General features: G+C 43.0%; 16 protein-coding genes, 1 pseudogene and 1 riboswitch. Of the genes and pseudogenes, 11 read left to right on the top strand and 6 right to left on the bottom strand.

The window, feature by feature from the left end; genetic code table 11:
- Nucleotides 1–464: 464 nt before the first annotated feature.
- From I3254_RS10080 to I3254_RS10095, 4 genes are all read left to right on the top strand, one after another.
- Complete coding sequence (locus tag I3254_RS10080) at nucleotides 465–1,577, top strand: hypothetical protein (RefSeq protein ID WP_238052757.1); 1,113 nt, start codon at nucleotides 465–467, stop codon at nucleotides 1,575–1,577.
- A gap of 223 nt (nucleotides 1,578–1,800) precedes the next feature.
- Nucleotides 1,801–2,556, top strand: a complete 756-nt coding sequence (locus I3254_RS10085) for an endonuclease/exonuclease/phosphatase family protein (RefSeq protein ID WP_238052758.1) — start codon at nucleotides 1,801–1,803, stop codon at nucleotides 2,554–2,556.
- A 186-nt stretch (nucleotides 2,557–2,742) separates the two neighbouring features.
- Nucleotides 2,743–3,774 (top strand): NADP-dependent oxidoreductase, encoded by a 1,032-nt coding sequence (locus tag I3254_RS10090; protein ID WP_238052759.1) that lies wholly within the window; start codon nucleotides 2,743–2,745, stop codon nucleotides 3,772–3,774.
- 195 nt (nucleotides 3,775–3,969) lie between these two features.
- Nucleotides 3,970–4,842 carry an EcsC family protein gene (locus I3254_RS10095; RefSeq protein ID WP_238052760.1) on the top strand — a complete coding sequence of 291 codons (873 nt, stop codon included), beginning with the start codon at nucleotides 3,970–3,972 and terminating at the stop codon, nucleotides 4,840–4,842.
- A 32-nt stretch (nucleotides 4,843–4,874) separates the two neighbouring features.
- On the opposite strand, the gene I3254_RS10100 is transcribed toward I3254_RS10095, so the two are convergent.
- From I3254_RS10100 to I3254_RS10110, 3 genes are all read right to left on the bottom strand, one after another.
- On the bottom strand, nucleotides 4,875–5,492 hold the full coding sequence (locus I3254_RS10100) for an alpha-ketoglutarate-dependent dioxygenase AlkB (RefSeq protein ID WP_238052761.1): 618 nt from the start codon (nucleotides 5,490–5,492) through the stop codon (nucleotides 4,875–4,877).
- 20 nt (nucleotides 5,493–5,512) lie between these two features.
- Entirely contained in the window at nucleotides 5,513–6,403 is an 891-nt protein-coding gene (locus I3254_RS10105; protein ID WP_238052762.1) for an alpha/beta hydrolase, read from the bottom strand.
- Between the two features lie 80 nt (nucleotides 6,404–6,483).
- Complete coding sequence (locus tag I3254_RS10110; protein ID WP_238052763.1) at nucleotides 6,484–8,400, bottom strand: ABC transporter ATP-binding protein; 1,917 nt, start codon at nucleotides 8,398–8,400, stop codon at nucleotides 6,484–6,486.
- 369 nt (nucleotides 8,401–8,769) lie between these two features.
- Between I3254_RS10110 and I3254_RS10115 the strand changes: the two genes are divergently transcribed.
- The gene (locus tag I3254_RS10115) at nucleotides 8,770–9,618 is read left to right on the top strand and encodes an EamA/RhaT family transporter (protein WP_238052764.1); all 849 of its coding nucleotides are present in this window, start codon (nucleotides 8,770–8,772) and stop codon (nucleotides 9,616–9,618) included.
- 176 nt (nucleotides 9,619–9,794) lie between these two features.
- Nucleotides 9,795–10,685: a fructose bisphosphate aldolase gene (locus I3254_RS10120; RefSeq protein ID WP_238052765.1), complete on the top strand. Its 891-nt coding sequence runs from the start codon at nucleotides 9,795–9,797 to the stop codon at nucleotides 10,683–10,685.
- A gap of 122 nt (nucleotides 10,686–10,807) precedes the next feature.
- Here I3254_RS10120 and thiC read toward each other — a convergent pair whose 3' ends face one another.
- Nucleotides 10,808–12,856 carry a phosphomethylpyrimidine synthase ThiC gene (gene thiC, locus I3254_RS10125; RefSeq protein WP_238052771.1) on the bottom strand — a complete coding sequence of 683 codons (2,049 nt, stop codon included), beginning with the start codon at nucleotides 12,854–12,856 and terminating at the stop codon, nucleotides 10,808–10,810.
- Between the two features lie 314 nt (nucleotides 12,857–13,170).
- A riboswitch (TPP riboswitch) is annotated at nucleotides 13,171–13,315 on the bottom strand.
- Between the two features lie 293 nt (nucleotides 13,316–13,608).
- Here thiC and pstS point away from each other — a divergent pair.
- From pstS to phoU, 5 genes are all read left to right on the top strand, one after another.
- Nucleotides 13,609–14,775 (top strand): phosphate ABC transporter substrate-binding protein PstS, encoded by a 1,167-nt coding sequence (pstS, locus tag I3254_RS10130; protein ID WP_057757805.1) that lies wholly within the window; start codon nucleotides 13,609–13,611, stop codon nucleotides 14,773–14,775.
- A gap of 209 nt (nucleotides 14,776–14,984) precedes the next feature.
- Nucleotides 14,985–15,938, top strand: a complete 954-nt coding sequence (gene pstC / locus I3254_RS10135; protein ID WP_101204645.1) for a phosphate ABC transporter permease subunit PstC — start codon at nucleotides 14,985–14,987, stop codon at nucleotides 15,936–15,938.
- A 61-nt stretch (nucleotides 15,939–15,999) separates the two neighbouring features.
- Entirely contained in the window at nucleotides 16,000–16,905 is a 906-nt protein-coding gene (gene pstA / locus I3254_RS10140) for a phosphate ABC transporter permease PstA (RefSeq protein WP_238052766.1), read from the top strand.
- Between the two features lie 238 nt (nucleotides 16,906–17,143).
- Nucleotides 17,144–17,902, top strand: a complete 759-nt coding sequence (pstB, locus tag I3254_RS10145; RefSeq protein ID WP_218870065.1) for a phosphate ABC transporter ATP-binding protein PstB — start codon at nucleotides 17,144–17,146, stop codon at nucleotides 17,900–17,902.
- A 120-nt stretch (nucleotides 17,903–18,022) separates the two neighbouring features.
- Nucleotides 18,023–18,805: a phosphate signaling complex protein PhoU gene (gene phoU / locus I3254_RS10150; RefSeq protein ID WP_238052767.1), complete on the top strand. Its 783-nt coding sequence runs from the start codon at nucleotides 18,023–18,025 to the stop codon at nucleotides 18,803–18,805.
- Nucleotides 18,806–18,904: 99 nt separating this feature from the next.
- Here the strand turns inward: phoU and I3254_RS10155 are convergent, their stop codons facing one another.
- Both I3254_RS10155 and I3254_RS10160 read right to left on the bottom strand, forming a co-directional pair.
- The gene (locus I3254_RS10155; RefSeq protein ID WP_057757820.1) at nucleotides 18,905–19,195 is read right to left on the bottom strand and encodes an oxidative damage protection protein; all 291 of its coding nucleotides are present in this window, start codon (nucleotides 19,193–19,195) and stop codon (nucleotides 18,905–18,907) included.
- Between the two features lie 203 nt (nucleotides 19,196–19,398).
- Nucleotides 19,399–19,508 (bottom strand): annotated as a pseudogene (locus I3254_RS10160) (IS5/IS1182 family transposase); the annotation flags it as partial.

Here is a 19,508-nt window from a genome sequence, read left to right on the forward strand (position 1 = left end):
TCAAAATGAGAATGAGATAAATCTGGCTACTATTGAAATATACAGTGTGTTCTTATTTTATATATAGATTATATAAAAGATGGGTTCGTTTGGTAAAAATACAACCTAAGCACTTTTATACGATTCAAGTAATTAGGACAGTGCTAGCAATCTGAAAGTAAATGTCGAGATTCTGATATTTAGATTCAACTTCTCAAGATAATTATCTGAATATGTAGCTATGCTCGTTAAATCAATTCTTTAACAATATAGAGTGCTCTACTTACAAAGCGCTATCATTTGCTTGCAAATTAACCCTACAGGGAGTGGGGTATAGCTGTTAGCATCAAGATAATGGAATTTAAATATTATGCATCGATAAGGTGTAAGAAAAACACGGATAGAAATTTCTACACTCATAAAAATATATGAGTGAAGAGATATATAAATTTAAAAATGAATGATAATAAAACAAGGAGCAATATATGAAAGCGACTCTTAAAAGTTTACGTGAAACTAAAGCTAACCCTGCAGTAAGTATCTTTGTTAAAACGCATCGCGAACATCCAGCTAATGAGCAAGATCCTATCGCTCTAAAAAATCAATTGAAAGTTGCCGAAGATCGTTTGACGAAAGAGTACGATAAACGCACAGCGACTACCATTCTAGATAATATTCAAAATAAAATAAATGAGCTCAATCACAATTATAACCTCGATACGTTGGCTATATTTGCTAGTACAGATGATGTGCAAGTCATCCGTATGCCAATTGATACGACAGAGCGCGTTGTGATTTCAGATAGATTTGCTACGCGTGACTTGGTCCGTGATATGGCAAGTGCGGTTCATTATTATACGGTGGTCTTAACCCGTGACAATGCGCGTTTGATTGAAGCATCTAATGACCGCGTCGTGAGAGAGTTCGATAAAGATGATGATGCACAAAACAATATGGAGAACATTCAGTTCCCTGTCGAAAATAACGGACTATACACAACAGGCGACGGTGGCTCAGATCGTTCATCAAACAACGAAAGCAGTCACTTAAAAGAATTCTTTAACCAAGTTGATAAAAGTGTCCAAGAACTATGGGGTGAGCATAAAATGCCTCTTGTCATAGTTGGTGATGCAAAAAATATTGGCTACTACAAAGAAGTCTGTGATCGTCCAGATAATATCATTGCTACAGTATCGAATGCGACTAATTTAGAAGATAGTAGCGCTCAGCATATCGTAGATAGTGTGCAAGAAGCCGTAGAAGAGTATCGTACCTCACTGCACAAAGCTGCGTTGGGTGAAATAGATAAAGCTCGCGGTGCGAATATGTTGCAGACTGATTTACAGGAGGTATATCGCAGTGCCTTCCAAGGGGCTGGCGAGACACTTTATGTACGCCGTGGTTATATACAGTCCGCTAAGATTGACGAAAAAGCACAAACGTTAAGCCCTGCAAATGATGCGACTACGGAAGGCATCACAGATGATGCAATCGGTGAAATTATCGAACACGTCATTCATAATGGCGGCGAAGCTGTATTTATGCCACAAGACATCATGGGTGAAGATCAACCAATAGCGTTAGTAACTCGATACTAATCTGATGATGACACCTATGCGCGATATTCATTTATGAATCAGCCATTTATGAATCAGCCATTTATGAATTAGCCATTGATAATACATAGGTGTAATATGAGAGCATTGGTTCAATACGAGCCAGTGCTCTTTTTATGTCTGTCATTACAATCACTATGGATGCTATCGTAGCTGAGCTATTGATCTTTACTCCATAAATAATGAGCGTACAACTAACCAAACTATGACTACCATCTCTTTTGTTTTAACCAGCTACAACATCCACAAAGGCATGTCACCGCTGAATCGCCAAGTGAAAATGCAAGGTATTGCTCAGGCGCTAGAGTCTGTGGGTTCAGACGTCTTGTGTTTGCAAGAAGTGCAAGGCCAAAACCTCAAGCGTAATATGCAATATAACGAGTACCCAGATCAATCACAGCATGAATGGTTCGGCGAATTTTTAGATTTGCAAAACAGTTATGGTAAAAACTCCGAATACGAAAACGGTCATCACGGCAATGCAGTATTGAGCCGCTTTCCGCTAGACCCCAAACACAACGTAAATATTACGGTCAACAAGCTTGAGCAGCGCGGTGTCTTGCACTGTGAGGTACAGCCTATCGGTTGGGATATGCCAGTTGTCGTATTGTGTGCACATTTAAATTTATTTGAGCGTGATCGTATCAAGCAGTATCAAGCGATTAGTGATTACGTGCGAAATGAGATTGCGCCGGATCAACCACTTATCCTGGCAGGCGATTTTAATGATTGGAAAAAGATGTCTTGTGACAAACTGGCGTCAGATCTCGGTATGATAGAAGCGTTCAAGCATTGTCATGGCAAGCTGTTGCCAACCTTTCCCGCAAAACTGCCAGTACTTAGCTTAGATCGTATCTACGTGCGCAATTTGCTTGTGAAGGATGCTTGGGTACACACTGGAAAACCTTGGTCATCGCTATCAGATCATCTGCCCATTAGTGCAGAGCTGATGCTGCCCTAATACCTAACTATAATAATTCGTCTAAATGTATTATATTGGCAATCTATCGATATATGAACAATTGTCTTTATTGATCATATTATCGATTAATTATGCTCTCGATTGAAAGTGCTATTTGCAGCACAATGTTTCAATAAAATGAAGACCAAGTACAGCCTAATAAACAAAATATAAGGATATTCTACGATGGCAACAGCGTCTACTACTAATAACAATCAACAAGCTAACCACAACATACCTAAGACTCAGCACGCCGTACTCATACGCGAGTTCGGTGAGCCGGAAGTAATGAAATATCAAGATGGTGCTGATGTCCCTGAGCTACAGGACGACCAAGTACTGGTAAAAATTGCCTATGCTGGGATTAACCCTGTCGATTATAAAACCCGCCAAGGTAAAGGCTGGGGTGCAGAGAACATCCGTAAAGATAAGTTTGAGAATGATCAGCCGGCTATTTTAGGATTCGATGTAGCAGGCGAAGTAGTCAGTAGTAATAGCGACGAGTTCGCTGTTGGCGATAGAGTAGCGGCTTTGACCTTTAGCGGTGGTGGCTATGCACAATATGTGGCAGTAGATGCCAAGTTGCTTGCAAAAGTACCAGATAATGTCAGCTTAGAGCAGGCAGGTGCTTTGCCTTGTATCGGACAAACGGCACTACAATTCGTAGATTTTGCTGATATAAAAACAGGCGAGCATGTGGTGATTAATGCACCAGCAGGTGGTGTTGGTCATTTACTAATCCAATTGCTCATGAATAAAGTGGCGCAAGATAACATCAAGGTGACGGTAATTTGCTCACCAGAAAAGTACACCAAGCTTGATGAGTTAATAGATGTATCTAAGCTGGCGGGTTGGATAGATTATACAAAAGATGAAGCGTTCCCTAACTTACAAGCTGATGTGTTGCTTGATTTAGTCGGCGATGAAGCAGGTGTCCGTGCGCTTAGCGTGCTCAAGTCAGGCGCTCGAGTGAATGTATTGCCAACTATCTGGGTTGATAAGCTCAAAGAAGCCGGTCAGCAAAAAGACTTAGCAGTAGCAGGCTATAAAGCGCAGCGTAGTAGTCAAGATATGGCGCGTGTTTTACAGGAAGTGGCCGATGGCAAGCTGACTTTAAAAATTCAAAAAACCTATCCACTCTCAGAAGTTGTTGCAGCGCACCATGAGCTACAAAAAGGCGATGCTTTTGGCAAAATTGTCTTAGCGGCAGCTGAGTGAATGTAAAGATTTCCCAAGTATTAGGTAGTGTTTGATAGAATTTATTAGTAAGGGGATGTCTGTTGAAACCCAGTAAACTTAACTGATGACTTAACAAATCATACAAAAGTTTTATTTTGAACAACAGAACGTCCCTGTAGTCTTTGCTTATTTATCATAGGATAGAAAGCGAACGATACTAATAAAGGAAATAATATGACTATCAACAATAAGACTACCAATAATAAGACCAGCAATGAGAAAACAGATGACCACATTGCTTATGAAGCAAAAGTTCGTGCAGAGATAGAAGCATGGAAGAACCCTGATAAAGGGATTTTGGATAAAGCGCTAGCAGTGCTTAATACCCCTGTGGTAGCAGCCGGCGATGCGTTGATGGAAGCTCCAAAATTTGGTGATTCTCTAAAAAAAGCAACTGAGGAAACGATTACTGCTTTGAGTGATGCAGCCAATTGGACACTAGATACTCAAGACGTTATCGATAGCTATCAAGAGGAAGTAGATATTAACGATTCCTCTATCAAAACGCTTGGTGACATTAAAAGTCTACCTATTGCGGCTGTAGATAAACAAGTTAAGCTTTTTAAAAGCAAATATGTAGCGCTAACCAGTGCGCAAGGGGTGACTACAGGGGTTGTAGGCTGGGCAGGTATCCCTGCTGACGTCGTTGGGCTTATTACAGCCAACCTACGTGCGATTGGAGAATATGCAACGTACTATGGCTTTGATATCAATGATGAAGGCGAACAGTTATTTGCGATGTCTTTGTTGGCTGTAGCAACTTCTGCCTCTGTTGAGGAACGTAAAGCGGCGTTAGATGACACTCATGCGATGATTCAAGATCCAGAAACTCATGCATTCAATCAGATTAATGAAGAAGTCATGTCTCGTGTACTGCGTCAGACAGCGACTAAAGTAGCCACTAACATCGTTAAGACAAAAGCGGCGCAAATCATTCCAGCGGTGGGTGCAGTAGTCGCAGGTGGTGTTAATGCTAGCTACACTGCCAATGTTTGTGAAGCTGCTTATCAGTGTTACCGTGAGCGTTTTTTAGATCGTCTAGCATAAGAGTTAGATGGCTCGTTAAGTCAGCGATAGTATCAAGATGTAAGCATATGCCGAAACGTTAGACTGATTCGCCCAGCATCGACCGTCTTTGTCTTAGTAATCGTATGCTTCCAAAAGGTCTGTGTGTCACCATGCATCACAACGAGCTGACCAGACTCAAGATAAAGCTCAACTTTGTCTTGAGTTTTTTTATGTTTAAACACAAATTTGCGTGTGGCACCAAGCGATAAGGAGGCGATGACTGGTTGCTGACCGAGCTCTTTTTCGTCATCAGCATGGTAGCCCATACCATCAGCGCCAGATGGGTAGTAATTAAGCAGGCAGGTATTAAAATTGGCAGTTACGCCAACCTCTGCTAAAGCTTGTTCGATTTCCTGTTTCACGTGAAACACTATATCTGACCATGGAACAGTTTGGCGCACGTGTCCTGAGTATTGATAGTCTGCATCTGTATCTCCCATCCAGACAATTTTCCGAGTAGTTATATGGGTCTTACCAAATAACGTCACGATGTCTGATTGCCAAGGTAGCTCATTTAGTAGAGTATTATAAAGGGCAGTGGCATCGTCGATAATCACGCCTAGATCATTCACCTTACCATCATAGGGTAGTAAGTTATCCGTGGGTGCAGGAGCAAAGAGGTCAGTCATAATTTAGTCGTTGTAAATCCTTATTTACTGCTTTGGTAGTGCTCGTTGATGATTTGAGCGCATAATTCAGGCGCTTCCATTGGCAATAGATGACCATAATCTGACAGCGAAATAAGACTGCTATCCGGGACAAATTTGTTCCATTGCTTTCGTACTTTGTCATTGATGAACAGGGTAGGTTTGCCTGTAATCAACGTGTAGGGACAGCGTAGTTTTTTAAGGGCGGCATCGATATGAGGTGCGCCAAAATAATTGGCCAGCTCTTGTTCTGGTGCAAACATAAGCGTATAGCTACCATCTGTATTTTTGCTCAAGCTTTGCTCAGCAAATATTTGCAAGTGATCATCGCTAATACGCTTATAAGCACGCTGCGCACGTAGGCTCTCGTAATAACTATGGATACTTGGCCAAGTAGACTGCTTGGTTAACGTGCTTTTGAAAGGCTCGCGGCTCAGTAGGACAGAGCGTGGCAAAAGATTATATAAGGTGGCTTGGTTTTTGGTAAATGTGACAGGCTCGATCAGGTACAACTGCGAAAACAACTCTGGACGTTTGGCAGCTGCCATCGCTGTAGCCGTAGCCCCTTGCGAGTGACCAATACCTACGACAGGCTTGTCTTGGGTCTTTTCTAAAAACTCAATCAGCATATCAGCATCTTGCTCTCGCGTCAGACGACGGCTTTGCGGTTTATCATACCAGTAGCCACGTAGGGCAAGTGAGCTGATATCAAACTCAGTGGCTAGCTTACTTAATAGTGGTGTATAAGTGCCAACGGTAAAACTATTACCACTATAAAAATGTGCTGGTGCGCGGGGAGTAAAGCTTGAATCTAACGGCTGATTAAATTGGCTAAGGTCATAGTAGCGTGCCTGTTTTCCGCCAAGATTAATACGGTTTGTGAATGCTTCCATAAAATAAACACTTCCTTGTGACTTATTTTGAGTGATTTTTTGTAGATTATCTTCTTATGATTGAGCTTATTTAATGAATCTTAGTTGTCTTCACCTAAGAAGCCACCACTTTGACGCTGCCACAGTCGAGCGTAGACACCATTCAATGCCAATAGTTCATCATGACTACCTTGCTCAATAATACGGCCTTGATGCATAACGACCAGTCTATCCAGTGCGGCAATAGTAGACAAGCGATGGGCAATAGCAATAACGGTCTTGCCGGTCATGATGTCATTTAAGCTTTCGGTAATGGCATATTCAATCTCAGAATCTAGTGCACTGGTCGCTTCATCTAAAAGCAAAATCGGTGCATTTTTTAGCATAACACGTGAGATAGCAATACGCTGACGTTGACCGCCAGATAGTTTGACTCCGCGTTCACCCACTTGGGTATCAAGTCCTGTATTGCCTTTATCATCGTACAAATCTTTGATGAAATCCCATGCCTGAGCTTGTTTGGCAGCGATCATAATCTCTTCGTCAGTAGCATCAGGACGACCATAGGCGATATTTTCACGCACGGTACGATGTAGCAATGAGGTATCTTGAGTCACCATACCAATCTGTTGACGCAACGATTCTTGCGTGACCTCATCGATAGCTTGTCCATCAATTAGAATCTTACCGCTATCGACATCAAAAAAGCGCAATAGCAAATTGACCAAAGTTGATTTACCAGCACCTGAACGCCCAACCAAACCAATCTTTTCACCCGGCTTAATATCTAAGTGGAAGTTGTCCAACAGTTTGATATATGAGTTAGGAGCGCGTTTAGCAATGTTTGCACTATCAACAGTCTCACCAGTTTGTCCATTGTCTTCTTCATCATTTTCATAACTGAAGTCAACATGGTCAAATACGATACGCCCGTCCGTGACGGATAGGGCTGGCGCGTCAGGTTTATCAATGATTGTCTGCGGCGCTGATAACGTACGCATACCATCTTGAACTGTACCGATACTCTCAAACAAACTGGCTGTCTGCCACATAATCCAACGCGTCAAACCATTTAGACGCAATGCCATGGCAGTCGCAGCAGCAATGGCACCAACACCAACTGCGCCTTGTTGCCACAAGTACAATCCAATACCTGCCGTACTACTGACCAAAATCACGCTGATAAGATGGGTCGATACTTCTAAATAGCTGACCCAGCGCATCTGCGCATGTACCGTACCTAGAAATTGCCCCATGGCGTTTTTGGCGTAGCCCAGCTCACGACGCGAATGGCTAAATAGCTTTACGGTCATGATATTGGCATAAGCGTCCGTAATTCGTCCCGTCATCAAGGCACGGGCATCCGCTTGCACAATCGCTGTCTGCTTAAGTTTAGGGATAAAGTACCAAATGGTAATGGCAACCAAGACCAGCCAAATGACAAAAGGAATGAGTAGTAAGCTGTCTAAATTAAACAGAATCACCCCTGAGGTGATAAAGTAGACAGAGACATACATAAACATATCGGTGACAGTCATCACGGTATCGCGTACTGCTAGGGCTGTCTGCATTACCTTAGCTGAGACACGACCCGAAAACTCATCCTGATAAAACTGCATGGATTGCCCAAGCATCCGCTGATGAAACCGCCAGCGCATCTGCATAGGAAACACGCCCTGCAAGGTCTGAAAGTGGATAAACGATGACAGGGCAATCCACAATGGGCTTACTATCATGACAGCGAGCATGATGAGCAGCATGTCGCCTTTTTCTACCCATAAGTTTTGCGGTGTATAAACGCCCAACCAATCGACGATATTACCTATCCAAGCAAACAGCATGGCCTCGTAAATACCGATACCAGCGGACAAAATCATAAAAATTAGTAGCCAGCCGCGTAAGCCATTGGTACATGCCCACAAAAACTTCAGCATACCATCTTTAGGTGATGGCAATGGCATGGGTGTGTCTGGAAAGGCGGGTAGGCGGTTTTCAAAAAAGCGAAATAAAGCATTCATAGGCAGTAATAAAACATCAATAGCAGTACGTCAAGATGAACGAGAGCACTCGTTATCTAGAATCTTTACTTTTGTGATTGGGATTAGGTGCTATTTTAGCAAAATTACTAATCATACCTGCATGCTAATTGTAATTTACTTAAGAATAGCTGTGTCTTTAGTGCCTTAGTCACAACAATAATAAATAGATTGCTGTGGAAAACATATTTTGTTACATTCTACATCCAAACTTATTCATGGTTTAAATATTGCTTTTATAACTATGATTTTATTGCAAATATCAACTGATTAGCAGGCATTTTATTTAATGGTCTTTATAAATAGATGAACAATAATAACTCAACATTGAAGTTCAAAAGGTAGCAGTGAATGATGTATTTAATAATAGCGGTGCTATGTAGCGTCGCCGTCTCCGTACTTTTGAAAATATTGCGCCAGAAAAATATAGATATTCGTCAGACCATCGTGGCAGGCTATCCTGTGGCTTTTTTACTGACTTGGGTATTACTAAAACCTGATGTAGGTGCCATTCATGCGCTTGATAGCGCTTGGGGCATCATCATTGCGCTTGGAGTACTATTGCCTGCCGTATTTATCATTCTGGGACGGGCTATTGAAGCGGTGGGAATGGTAGCAACCGACGCGTCTCAGCGCTTATCACTCATTATTCCTATCGTAGCGGCTTTTTTGCTATTCGGTGAGGTACTGACTGGTACACGTATACTTGGACTGGCGTTAGGCTTTTTGGCCTTAGGTGCGCTTGTCTATCGACCACAGCATAACGATATTACTCGGCAAGCAAAGCATACGCCACTGTGGTTATTTGGGGTATGGGCAGGCTACGGCATTATTGATATTTTGTTCAAACAAGTTGCCAAACAAGGGGCAGCTTTTCCGTTGACTCTACTGGTTAGCTTCGGGGTAGCAGGTGTATTGCTTTTAATCTATTTACTTGTCATAAGGGTACGTTGGCAAAAACAAGCCCTTATGACAGGCTTGCTGCTCGGTACATTAAACATGGGCAATATTTATGCTTATGTGCGGGCACACCAAGTGCTGCATGATTCTCCTAGCATCGTCTTTACTAGTATGAATGTCGGTGTTATTGCCGTAGCGACATTGATTGGCGTAGGAGTGTTTAAAGAGCAGTTGAACCGTATTAATATAATAGGATTAGTATTGGCAGTCTGCTGTGTAGGGGTACTGTTTTTGGCGTAAAGCGCACTGTCCAAAAGTATTGGTTTCATAATTTTTTAGCTATATTGTCACGTATCCTATATAGGCATATAAATCATCCTATGATAAGGTTATCTACAAATAACACGGCTTGTATGGAATAAAAAAGCTTAGTTTATGATAGTTAACTTAACCAATAAAAATAGGATGCAGGCTCAATGGAATACGATAAGCAATTACAGCGTATAAAAAATAGCTCAGGCTTTATTGCTGCTCTTGATCAAAGTGGTGGCAGCACACCAAAAGCGTTAGAGACTTATGGTGTCAATAGCGACGCTTATGATAATGATGAGGCCATGTTTGATTTGGTTCATGAAATGCGTGCTCGTATTATGACGTGTGACTGTTTTGATAGTGAGCGTGTACTTGGTGCAATCTTGTTTGAAGACACCATGGAGCGCGAAGTCAATGGTAAGTCGACGGCTAATTACCTATGGGAAGATAAAAATATCGTACCATTCTTGAAGGTAGATAAAGGTCTGGCTGAGCAAATGAGCGGCGTACAAGTTATGAAGCCAATCCCGAATCTAGATCTATTATTAGATAAAGCAAAAAACTATCCTGTATTCGGTACTAAAATGCGCTCAGTCATCTATGAGCCAAACGTCGATGGTATCGAGCTTGTGGTACAGCAGCAGTTTGATGTGGCGAAGCAGATTATTTCAAAAGGCCTGATGCCAATCGTTGAGCCAGAGGTCAATATTGATAGCACTCAAAAGCATGAGTGCGAGCTACTGCTAAAGGCAGATATACTGCGTAATCTAGAACGCTTGAATGACGAACATCAAGTGATGCTCAAGCTGACGTTACCAGAAGAGGCAGGGTTTTATCAGGAGCTGATTGACCACCCTAAAGTGTTAAAAGTTGTGGCGTTATCTGGTGGCTATAGTCGTAGCGATGCTTGTGCCAAGCTCAAACAAAACCCAGGTATGATTGCGAGCTTCTCGCGTGCCTTTACTGAAGGCTTGAGTAAGCAACAAAGCGATAGCGAGTTTGCTGAGACCATTAATGCTTCAATTGAAGAAATTTACGAAGCGTCGAAAGTTTAAACGTAGTAAATAAAAACTCGCACATGAATCATGAGTAAATAAGCAAAAAAGCCCTACTAGATAAGTGTGCAAATACTTAAATAGTAGGGCTTTTCTTATTTCAAAAGTATCGGTTATTAACTCTACACCTCTTTATATAACTGGCGTCCTTCGTTGTTATATTTTTTAGTCATCTCGGCCATGCCTTGGCGAATTTCCTCAGCAGTGGCTTCACCCACTTGTCCGACGAGCTCTGTATTTACTTCTTTGATTAGGTGACCGGCATCGGTTAAGTCGCCTGTTTGTGGCGTTACTTTTTGGTTAGCGGCCTCTTTATCCAGCCCTGCTGCATATTCACGCACGTTTTGAGTGATTTTCATTGAACAAAACTTAGGACCACACATGGAGCAAAAGTGTGCCGATTTGTGTGCGTCTTTTGGCAATGTCTCATCGTGATATTCACGTGCAGTATCAGGATCGAGCGCTAGATTGAACTGATCATCCCAGCGGAATTCGAAACGTGCTTTAGATAGTGCGTTATCACGTGCCTGTGCTCCTGGATGACCTTTAGCAAGGTCAGCAGCGTGTGCAGCGATTTTATAAGTAATAATGCCGTCTTTAACGTCTTTTTTGTTTGGTAGACCTAAGTGTTCTTTTGGCGTGACATAGCACAGCATCGCTGTACCAAACCATCCAATCATCGCAGCTCCGATGGCGCTGGTGATGTGGTCATAACCTGGAGCGATATCTGTGGTTAATGGCCCTAAAGTATAGAAAGGCGCGTCCGCACAAAGCTCAAGCTGCAAGTCCATGTTTTCTTTGATGCGGTTCATCGCGACGTGTCCAGGGCCTTCGATCATCACCTGTACATCGTGCTCCCATGCCACTTTAGTCAATTCACCAAGCGTACGTAGCTCACCGAACTGTGCTTCATCATTGGCATCTTGCAAGCAACCAGGGCGTAGGCCATCACCTAGACTAAATGCTACATCGTACTGTTTCATAATCTCGCAGATGTCTTCGAAATGCGTATATAAAAAGCTTTCCTTGTGATGGGCTAAACACCACTGCGCCATGATAGAGCCGCCGCGTGAGACGATACCTGTCAGACGTTTTGCGGTGAGCGGCACATAGCGTAATAGCACGCCAGCGTGAATAGTAAAGTAATCTACGCCTTGCTCTGCTTGCTCGATCAACGTATCACGGAATATCTCCCATGTAAGATCTTCAGCGACGCCATCGACTTTTTCTAATGCTTGATAAATCGGTACCGTACCAATCGGCACAGGAGAGTTACGGATTAGCCATTCACGGGTTTCATGAATATGATTGCCCGTTGATAAATCCATGATGGTATCCGCACCCCAACGCGTGGCCCACGTCATTTTGGACACTTCTTCATCGATAGACGAACCCAACGCTGAGTTACCGATATTAGCATTAATTTTCACCAAGAAATTGCGCCCGATGATCATCGGCTCAGACTCAGGGTGGTTGATGTTGTTTGGGATAATAGCGCGTCCAGCCGCCACTTCATCACGGACAAATTCAGGGGTGATAATTTGAGGCGTATTGGCACCGAAGCTCTCGCCATCATGTTGACGCATATCGGTCAGTTCATGCTGCTTTTGCGTTTCGCGTATGGCGATATATTCCATTTCAGGAGTGATGATGCCACGGCGCGCGTAGTACATTTGCGTGACGTTCTGTCTTGCTTTGGCGCGACGCGGTTTATCAATATGAGCAAATCTAAGGTTAGCAGTGCTGATATCACGAGCACGTGCTTGTCCGTATGAGCTAGATAGGCCGCTTAATTGCTCGGTATCATTGCGTTCCGCGATCCAGTTCTCACGCAACTTTGGCAATCCACGTGTTAGGTCGATATCGACATTAGGGTCGGTATATACACCTGAGGTGTCATACACGTAAAACGGTGGATTATGCTCACCGTCTTTATCTCCCGTACCGCCTACAGGTGTATCAGCCAAGCTGATTTCACGCATCGGTACTTGGATGTCAGGTCTTGATCCTTCGATATAGACTTTTCTTGAGGCAGGTAAAATACGGTGCAAGTCGCGCGCATCTTCTTCGAAACGGGCATCACTTGCGGCACGGTGAGCAGGGGTTTTTAGCGCATCTGCTTTTTTATCTGCTTTGACGTTGGTTGTGTCAGCAGCATTTGAAGCAAGCATTGAGTTGTCGGCTGGGTTATGCGTTTGGGCTTTCGGTGCAATTGAGGTGGTGTCTGCAGTAGTCATATGCTGTCCTAGCGTGTTGGTTTTTGAATAAAATCAACACCGCCAGTATCTGCGGGGGTAGGCATCCATCATCTAGACAAGTTTATATCATGAACCCACAACTTCGACCAAAAAGTATCGTCGCGTATGGTGCTCATCAAATATTGGACGCAGCTTGATATCCTCTCTTCTTATCTGGCTATGCATCACGCATACTAAGACAGTAGTGACGATAAAAATGTATTTCTACGCGCCCTTTGTCATAAATAACAAAGTGCTTAAGACTTCCCTGCGTCGGTACTAACCGCATCAGGTTCGGCGGGTGATCTCTCAGCGAATGTATCAAGGCGACTACTTTGATAAAGCAAGTTTAATAAAGTGAGCCAAAAATACACCGCACCCCGAGTCTGTCAGTGTTGTAAATCAGCCTTCATACTAACAAAATTCTGTACCAACGGCTAATAGTATTTGGATACAAATATTCTGTGTCACGTACGCAGCTCAATATTTTTGTGAATAATTTTTCTGAGTGTTGATAGATGAGAATGCTTAGTATTACTAGGTTGTAGACGAATTATTCAAATATTATGTAAAGCGAATGAAGGATTCTAGAAGTTGTCATTAAACTGTCATAAAGATTTGGCAAGATAACACGCATATCACAAGCAATGCTTTTTTATACCGTTGTTAAACTTCAGGAGTCCTACATGCGTTATTCGTTATTAGCAGTGGCCGTCAGTTGTACATTAATGCTTACGGCGTGTAATAAGTCAACAGATACGGCGGAGCCAACTGCTGATACTAGCAGTAGCGCTGTGACAACAGCTGAAACAACCTCTCAGACAGCATCTTCTGCTACGTCAGATTTTAAATCTGCTGAAAATATCGCTATGAATATTACAGGTGCAGGTGCGTCATTCCCGCAGCCTATCTATGCGAAATGGTCATATGATTACAATGCTGCGACTGGTGGCCAAGTCAACTATCAGTCGATTGGCTCATCTGGTGGTATCAAACAAATTCAGTCAAAAACAGTAGACTTTGGTGCTTCTGATGCCCCAATGACGCCTGAAGAGTTAGACGAAGCAGGTCTGATTCAGTTCCCAACAGTCATCGGTGGTGTTGTACCAATCGTCAACATTGATGGCGTTGAGCCTGGTGCACTGAAGCTAGACGGTACGACTTTAGCTGATATCTATTTGGGTAAGATTAGCAACTGGAATGACCCTGCGATTAAGGCGATGAACCCAGATTTGACCTTGCCAGATGCCCCAATCACAACAGTATTCCGCTCAGATGGTTCAGGTACGACCTTCAACTTCACTGACTATCTTGCCAAGGTTTCACCAGACTGGAAAGACACTGTTGGCGTTGATAAAACCGTCAAATGGCCGACCTCTGCTACTGGTGCAGGCGGTAAAGGTAACGAAGGCGTTTCAAGCTACGTAAACCGCATGAAAAACTCTATCGGCTATGTTGAGTATGCTTACGCTAAGCAAAATAAGATGTCACATACTGCGCTGAAAAACGCAGCTGGTAACATCGTACAGCCATCTGCTGAGACGTTTGCTGCGGCAGGTGATATCGACTGGTCACAACAAGAAGGCTTTTATAAAGTCATCACCAACTCTGAAACTGACCAAGCATGGCCTATCGCTGCTGCGACCTTTATCTTGGTACATAAGCAACCAGAAAATCCTCAGCAAGTCGCTGGCGTATTGAACTTCTTTGACTGGGCTTATACCCAAGGTGATGACAGCGCCATGGAACTAGACTACGTACCATTCTCTGACACGGCAGTAGCCTTGTTCAAAGAGAAGTGGAACGAAGTGAAAGGTAGCGATGGACAGCCTGTCTACAAGCCAGCTCAGTAATTTGTTTTTGCTAAATACTATTTAGCAACTGACAAGTTATCCTCTCGAATAACTATTCTCCGGTAGTTGTTTGAGAGGTTTTAACACAGCAAATTTGATGGATACATCTCGATAAATATGCTTACTCATACCGTTTAAGTTTGTTGTGTTAAGACCTGATATACATCTTTTTAATATTTCGATTCATCCCATTCAATGCTGAGACACTTATGACAGACTTAAGGTCCCAACTGGCTAAACAAAAACGTTACGACGCTTTATTTGTTAACTCTACTAAAGCGTTTGCCATACTCGTCCTCCTATCTTTAGGGGGCATTTTGGTGTCTCTAATTGTTGGAGCATGGCCGAGTATTCAAGAGTTTGGTTTGGGATTTTATACCAGCAATAACTGGGATACAGTCGCCAATGAATACGGTGCATTAGCGCCTATTTACGGCACCCTAGTCACGTCATTTATCGCTATTGTTATCGCGGTTCCAGTCAGTTTCGGTATTGCGATATTTTTAACCGAGATGTGCCCTAAGTTCCTCAAAAAACCACTTGGTATCGCCATTGAGTTGTTGGCTGGTATCCCATCTATCATTTATGGCATGTGGGGATTGTTCGTATTTGCGCCATTCTTTGGTGATCACATTCAGCCATGGTTTATTGAGCACGTCGGGCCTTTGCCTATTATCGGTAAGCTGTTTGCAGGTGCGCCTATGGGACTGGGTATGTTTACTGCCTCCCTAGTACTTGCCATTATGATCATACCGTTCATCGCCGCTACTATGCGCGATGTTTTCTCTGTCGTACCAGACTTACTGAAAGAGTCAGCATATGGCATGGGCGCGACGACTTGGGAAGTCATGTTCAAGATTATCTTGCCTTATACCAAAGCTGGTGTCGTTGGTGGTGTGATTTTGGGTCTTGGTCGTGCATTGGGTGAGACGATGGCAGTTACTTTCTTGATTGGTAATGCGTTTAATATCAGTCCAAGCCTATTCACTTCTGGCGTGACGATTACCTCGGCCTTGGCCAATGAGTTTGCTGAAGCGTCAAGTGAGCTGCATCTTGCGTCTTTACTACATCTAGGCTTAATCTTATTTGTCATCACCTTCATTGTGCTGTCTTTAGCAAAACTGATGCTCATGCGCATGGATCACAAAGCAGGTAACCGATAAGTCTGTTACCGATTTATTGGACCTTGATAGATATTGATAAAAGATATGGGAAATAAATATTATGCCTGCTAACAATGCGATCAATGCACCACTACCTACTAAGCCAAGCAGCACTAGCCGCTATAACCAAAGCTTGTATAACAAGCGTCGTTTGACCAACAAGTTAGGTCTAGGCTTTGCCATATCCGCGATGGTTTTTGGCTTATTTTGGTTATCATGGATTTTGGTGACTTTGTTTGTCGAAGGTTTCCAAGGCATGGTGCAGTTGCCAATCTTTACCGCTGATACGCCGCCACCGATGAGTGCGGGCGGCTTACGCAATGCTATTGTTGGTTCGGTCATGTTGGCGTTTTCAGGATTGTTTATCGGTGCCCCTATTGGTCTTATGACAGGTATTTACTTATCTGAGTTTTCTAAAGGCAGTATGCTGGGCAAGGTCACTCGCTTTTTAAATGATATTCTATTGTCAGCGCCATCGATTGTCATCGGTCTATTTATCTACGCACTGATGGTAAAAGGTCAAAGTTTCTCTGGTTGGGCAGGCGCGTTAGCATTGGCATTGATTGTTATTCCAGTGGTCGTGCGTACGACAGAAAACATGCTGAACTTGGTACCTAATAGTCTACGCGAAGCGGCCTATGCGCTAGGTACTCCTAAATGGAAGCTAGTCACTCAGGTCACTGTGAAAGCTGCGCGAGCGGGACTGACCACAGGTGTGCTACTGGCTTTTGCTCGAATCACTGGTGAGACAGCACCGTTACTATTTACCGCACTTAACAATCAATACTTCAGTACAGATATGGGTCAGCCTATTGCTAACTTACCCAATACCATTTACCAGTTTGCGATGAGTCCTTATGACAACTGGCATACATTGGCTTGGGCGGCAGCACTACTTATCACCGCGTCTGTCCTAGTGTTGAATATATTGGCAAGATTTATCGGTGGTAGAGGTCAGCCCAAATAAGAGCTGAGAGCAGACCGTAGTACGTTAAGCATTTACTTAAACTTATATAAAATTAATTGAGCTAGGTTGAAATATTATGAATGATGTCCTAAGCAACGTCCGTACAAACATGACTGCTGACAACTTTAATACGGCAACAGGTAGCCTATTAAATAGACCTATGTCTACTAGCGCCCAAGCTCAGCAACCAAACACTGCTGATTTTAATAAGCAAACGATTCAAGATATTCCTAAGAATATGCCTGCTGCAAAAATGGAAGTTCGAGATCTAAACTTCTATTACGACGATTTTCAGGCATTAAAAAACATCAATATCGATATCGCGGATAAAAAAGTGACCGCTTTTATTGGTCCTTCAGGTTGTGGCAAGTCTACACTACTGCGTACCTTTAACCGTATGTACGATCTATATCCAGGTATGCGTGCAGAGGGCAATATCAATCTAGATGGCAAAAACATCTTGGGTAAAGACATCGATGTGAACTTACTGCGTGCACAAGTTGGTATGGTTTTTCAGAAGCCAACGCCGTTCCCGATGTCAATCTATGACAATGTCGCCTTTGGTGTACGACTGTATGAAAAATTAAGCAAAGACGAGCTGGATCATCGCGTCGAGTGGGCACTGAAAAAATCAGCGCTATGGCCAGAAGTGAAAGACAAGCTAAAAGCATCGGGATTGTCATTATCAGGTGGCCAGCAGCAGCGTCTGTGTATCGCTCGTAGTGTGGCGACCAAGCCTGAAGTACTGTTGCTTGATGAACCGACATCAGCGTTGGATCCTATCTCGACGGGTGCTATCGAAGATTTGATCGAAGATCTGAAAAACGACTATACCATCGCTATCGTCACTCACAATATGCAGCAGGCAGCACGCGTATCTGACTACACGGTCTATATGTATTTGGGCGATATGATTGAGATGGGTGAGACCGATCAGATATTCACCAAACCTACCCAAACCGCGACAGAAGACTATATTACAGGTCGTTATGGCTAATATTGAATTGAGATTGAAGTCGGTACAAGCAGACAAAGCTGATTAGTATGTCATAAGCCGACTTTCTAACTTCATAAGCACACTGCGCTATTAAAATATAGATTCTAGGGAATACCTCTTATGCAAAGTGATAAGCATATCTCCAAAAGTTTTGACCAAGACCTTGATGAAGCCATCCGTTTATTTTTATACATGGGTGATAGCGCGGCTAACCAAGTGGCCAAAGCCATTCACGCTCTGGTCGATAAAGACGAAACACTGGCGCAAGAAGTCATCGATATGGACTTCGATATCAATCGAATGGAGGTCGAACTCGACGAGCATATTTTATTATTGGTCGCCAAACGCCAGCCAGCTGCCAGTGATTTGCGCTTAGTCATGTCGATCAGTAAAGGTGTGGTTGATTTGGAACGTATCGGCGATGAAGCGGTAAAGATTGCGCGAATGGCCAGTAAAATTGCGGCAGAAGGCAACTCAGCATACGGCTATGCTGAGGTTCAGCACTTGAGCAATCAAGTTCGTCTAATGCTAAACAACTCGCTAGAAGCTTTTAGTCAGTCGAATGCGGAGCAAGCGTTTGAAGTGATGCGTAATGACAGCGTGGTCAATACCGAATATCAGTCAGCCATACGCGCCTTGATGACCTATATTATGGAAGACTCACGCCACGTATCAAAAGTCATCAATATCATGTGGATATTACGATCGCTAGAGCGTATCGGTGACCATGCACAAAATGTCGCAGAGCTAGTGATTAACTATATCAGTGGGCAGGACGTGCGTCATTCAGACTATGCGATGGTCGAAAAAGCGGTGCAGGAAGCCAATGATCGCTTAGCTGCTCGTCAAGTTAGTACATTGTCAGCCAATGAGCTTGAAACGTCAGATAGTGATGAAGGCTGATAAGAAAGACTGTGATTTTCACCTTATAATAAAAAACGCGCTATAGTAAGCGCGTTTTTTTATGATTATTAGATATTGCTACTAGGAGGCAAGTAAGTACTAGCTTTCTGGTGTCCAGCCTTGTGCGCGCTCATAGTCTTCATTGTCTAAGAACTTATCACGTTGCTCTGTTAAAAACTTTTTAGCAGCAGGATCCATCATGCTTAGATGGTTTTCGTTAATAAGCATCGTTTGATGCTCAAGCCATTCTTTCCACGCCTTTTCAGATACGGTTTCTTGCAGCTCTTGACCTTTTTTATTAGGGAAGGGTGGATGCGGCATCTTTGGTAAATCTTGCTTATATTTACGGCAAAACACAGTATTTGCTTGAGGGTTAAAAGTCTCAGTCATAAGGTATTCCTTATTCATTATATTAAGTGGTTAAATCAAATATCATATGAGTCTATGATAACGGTCTTGGTAGATTTAGCAAAGGGTACTAATGTATATCGTTAGACCTCTATCCATTTGTTAAAAGTCTTTGGTAGTTGGTATATGACAAATACTATCTACGTTTAACCTTTTTATTGAGGGTTTAAAGCTAGGGCGTGTCCTCAATTCATCTTGCAATGAATGATAGTGCACGCTAGGTAAAGCATCGACTTAAAATTACGAGCCAACTTCTCATATCTAGTAGCGATACTACGAAAGTGCTTAAGCCTTG

The organism is Psychrobacter sp. Ps2 (genome assembly GCF_022129405.1).
In the GTDB taxonomy this organism is placed as follows: domain Bacteria; phylum Pseudomonadota; class Gammaproteobacteria; order Pseudomonadales; family Moraxellaceae; genus Psychrobacter.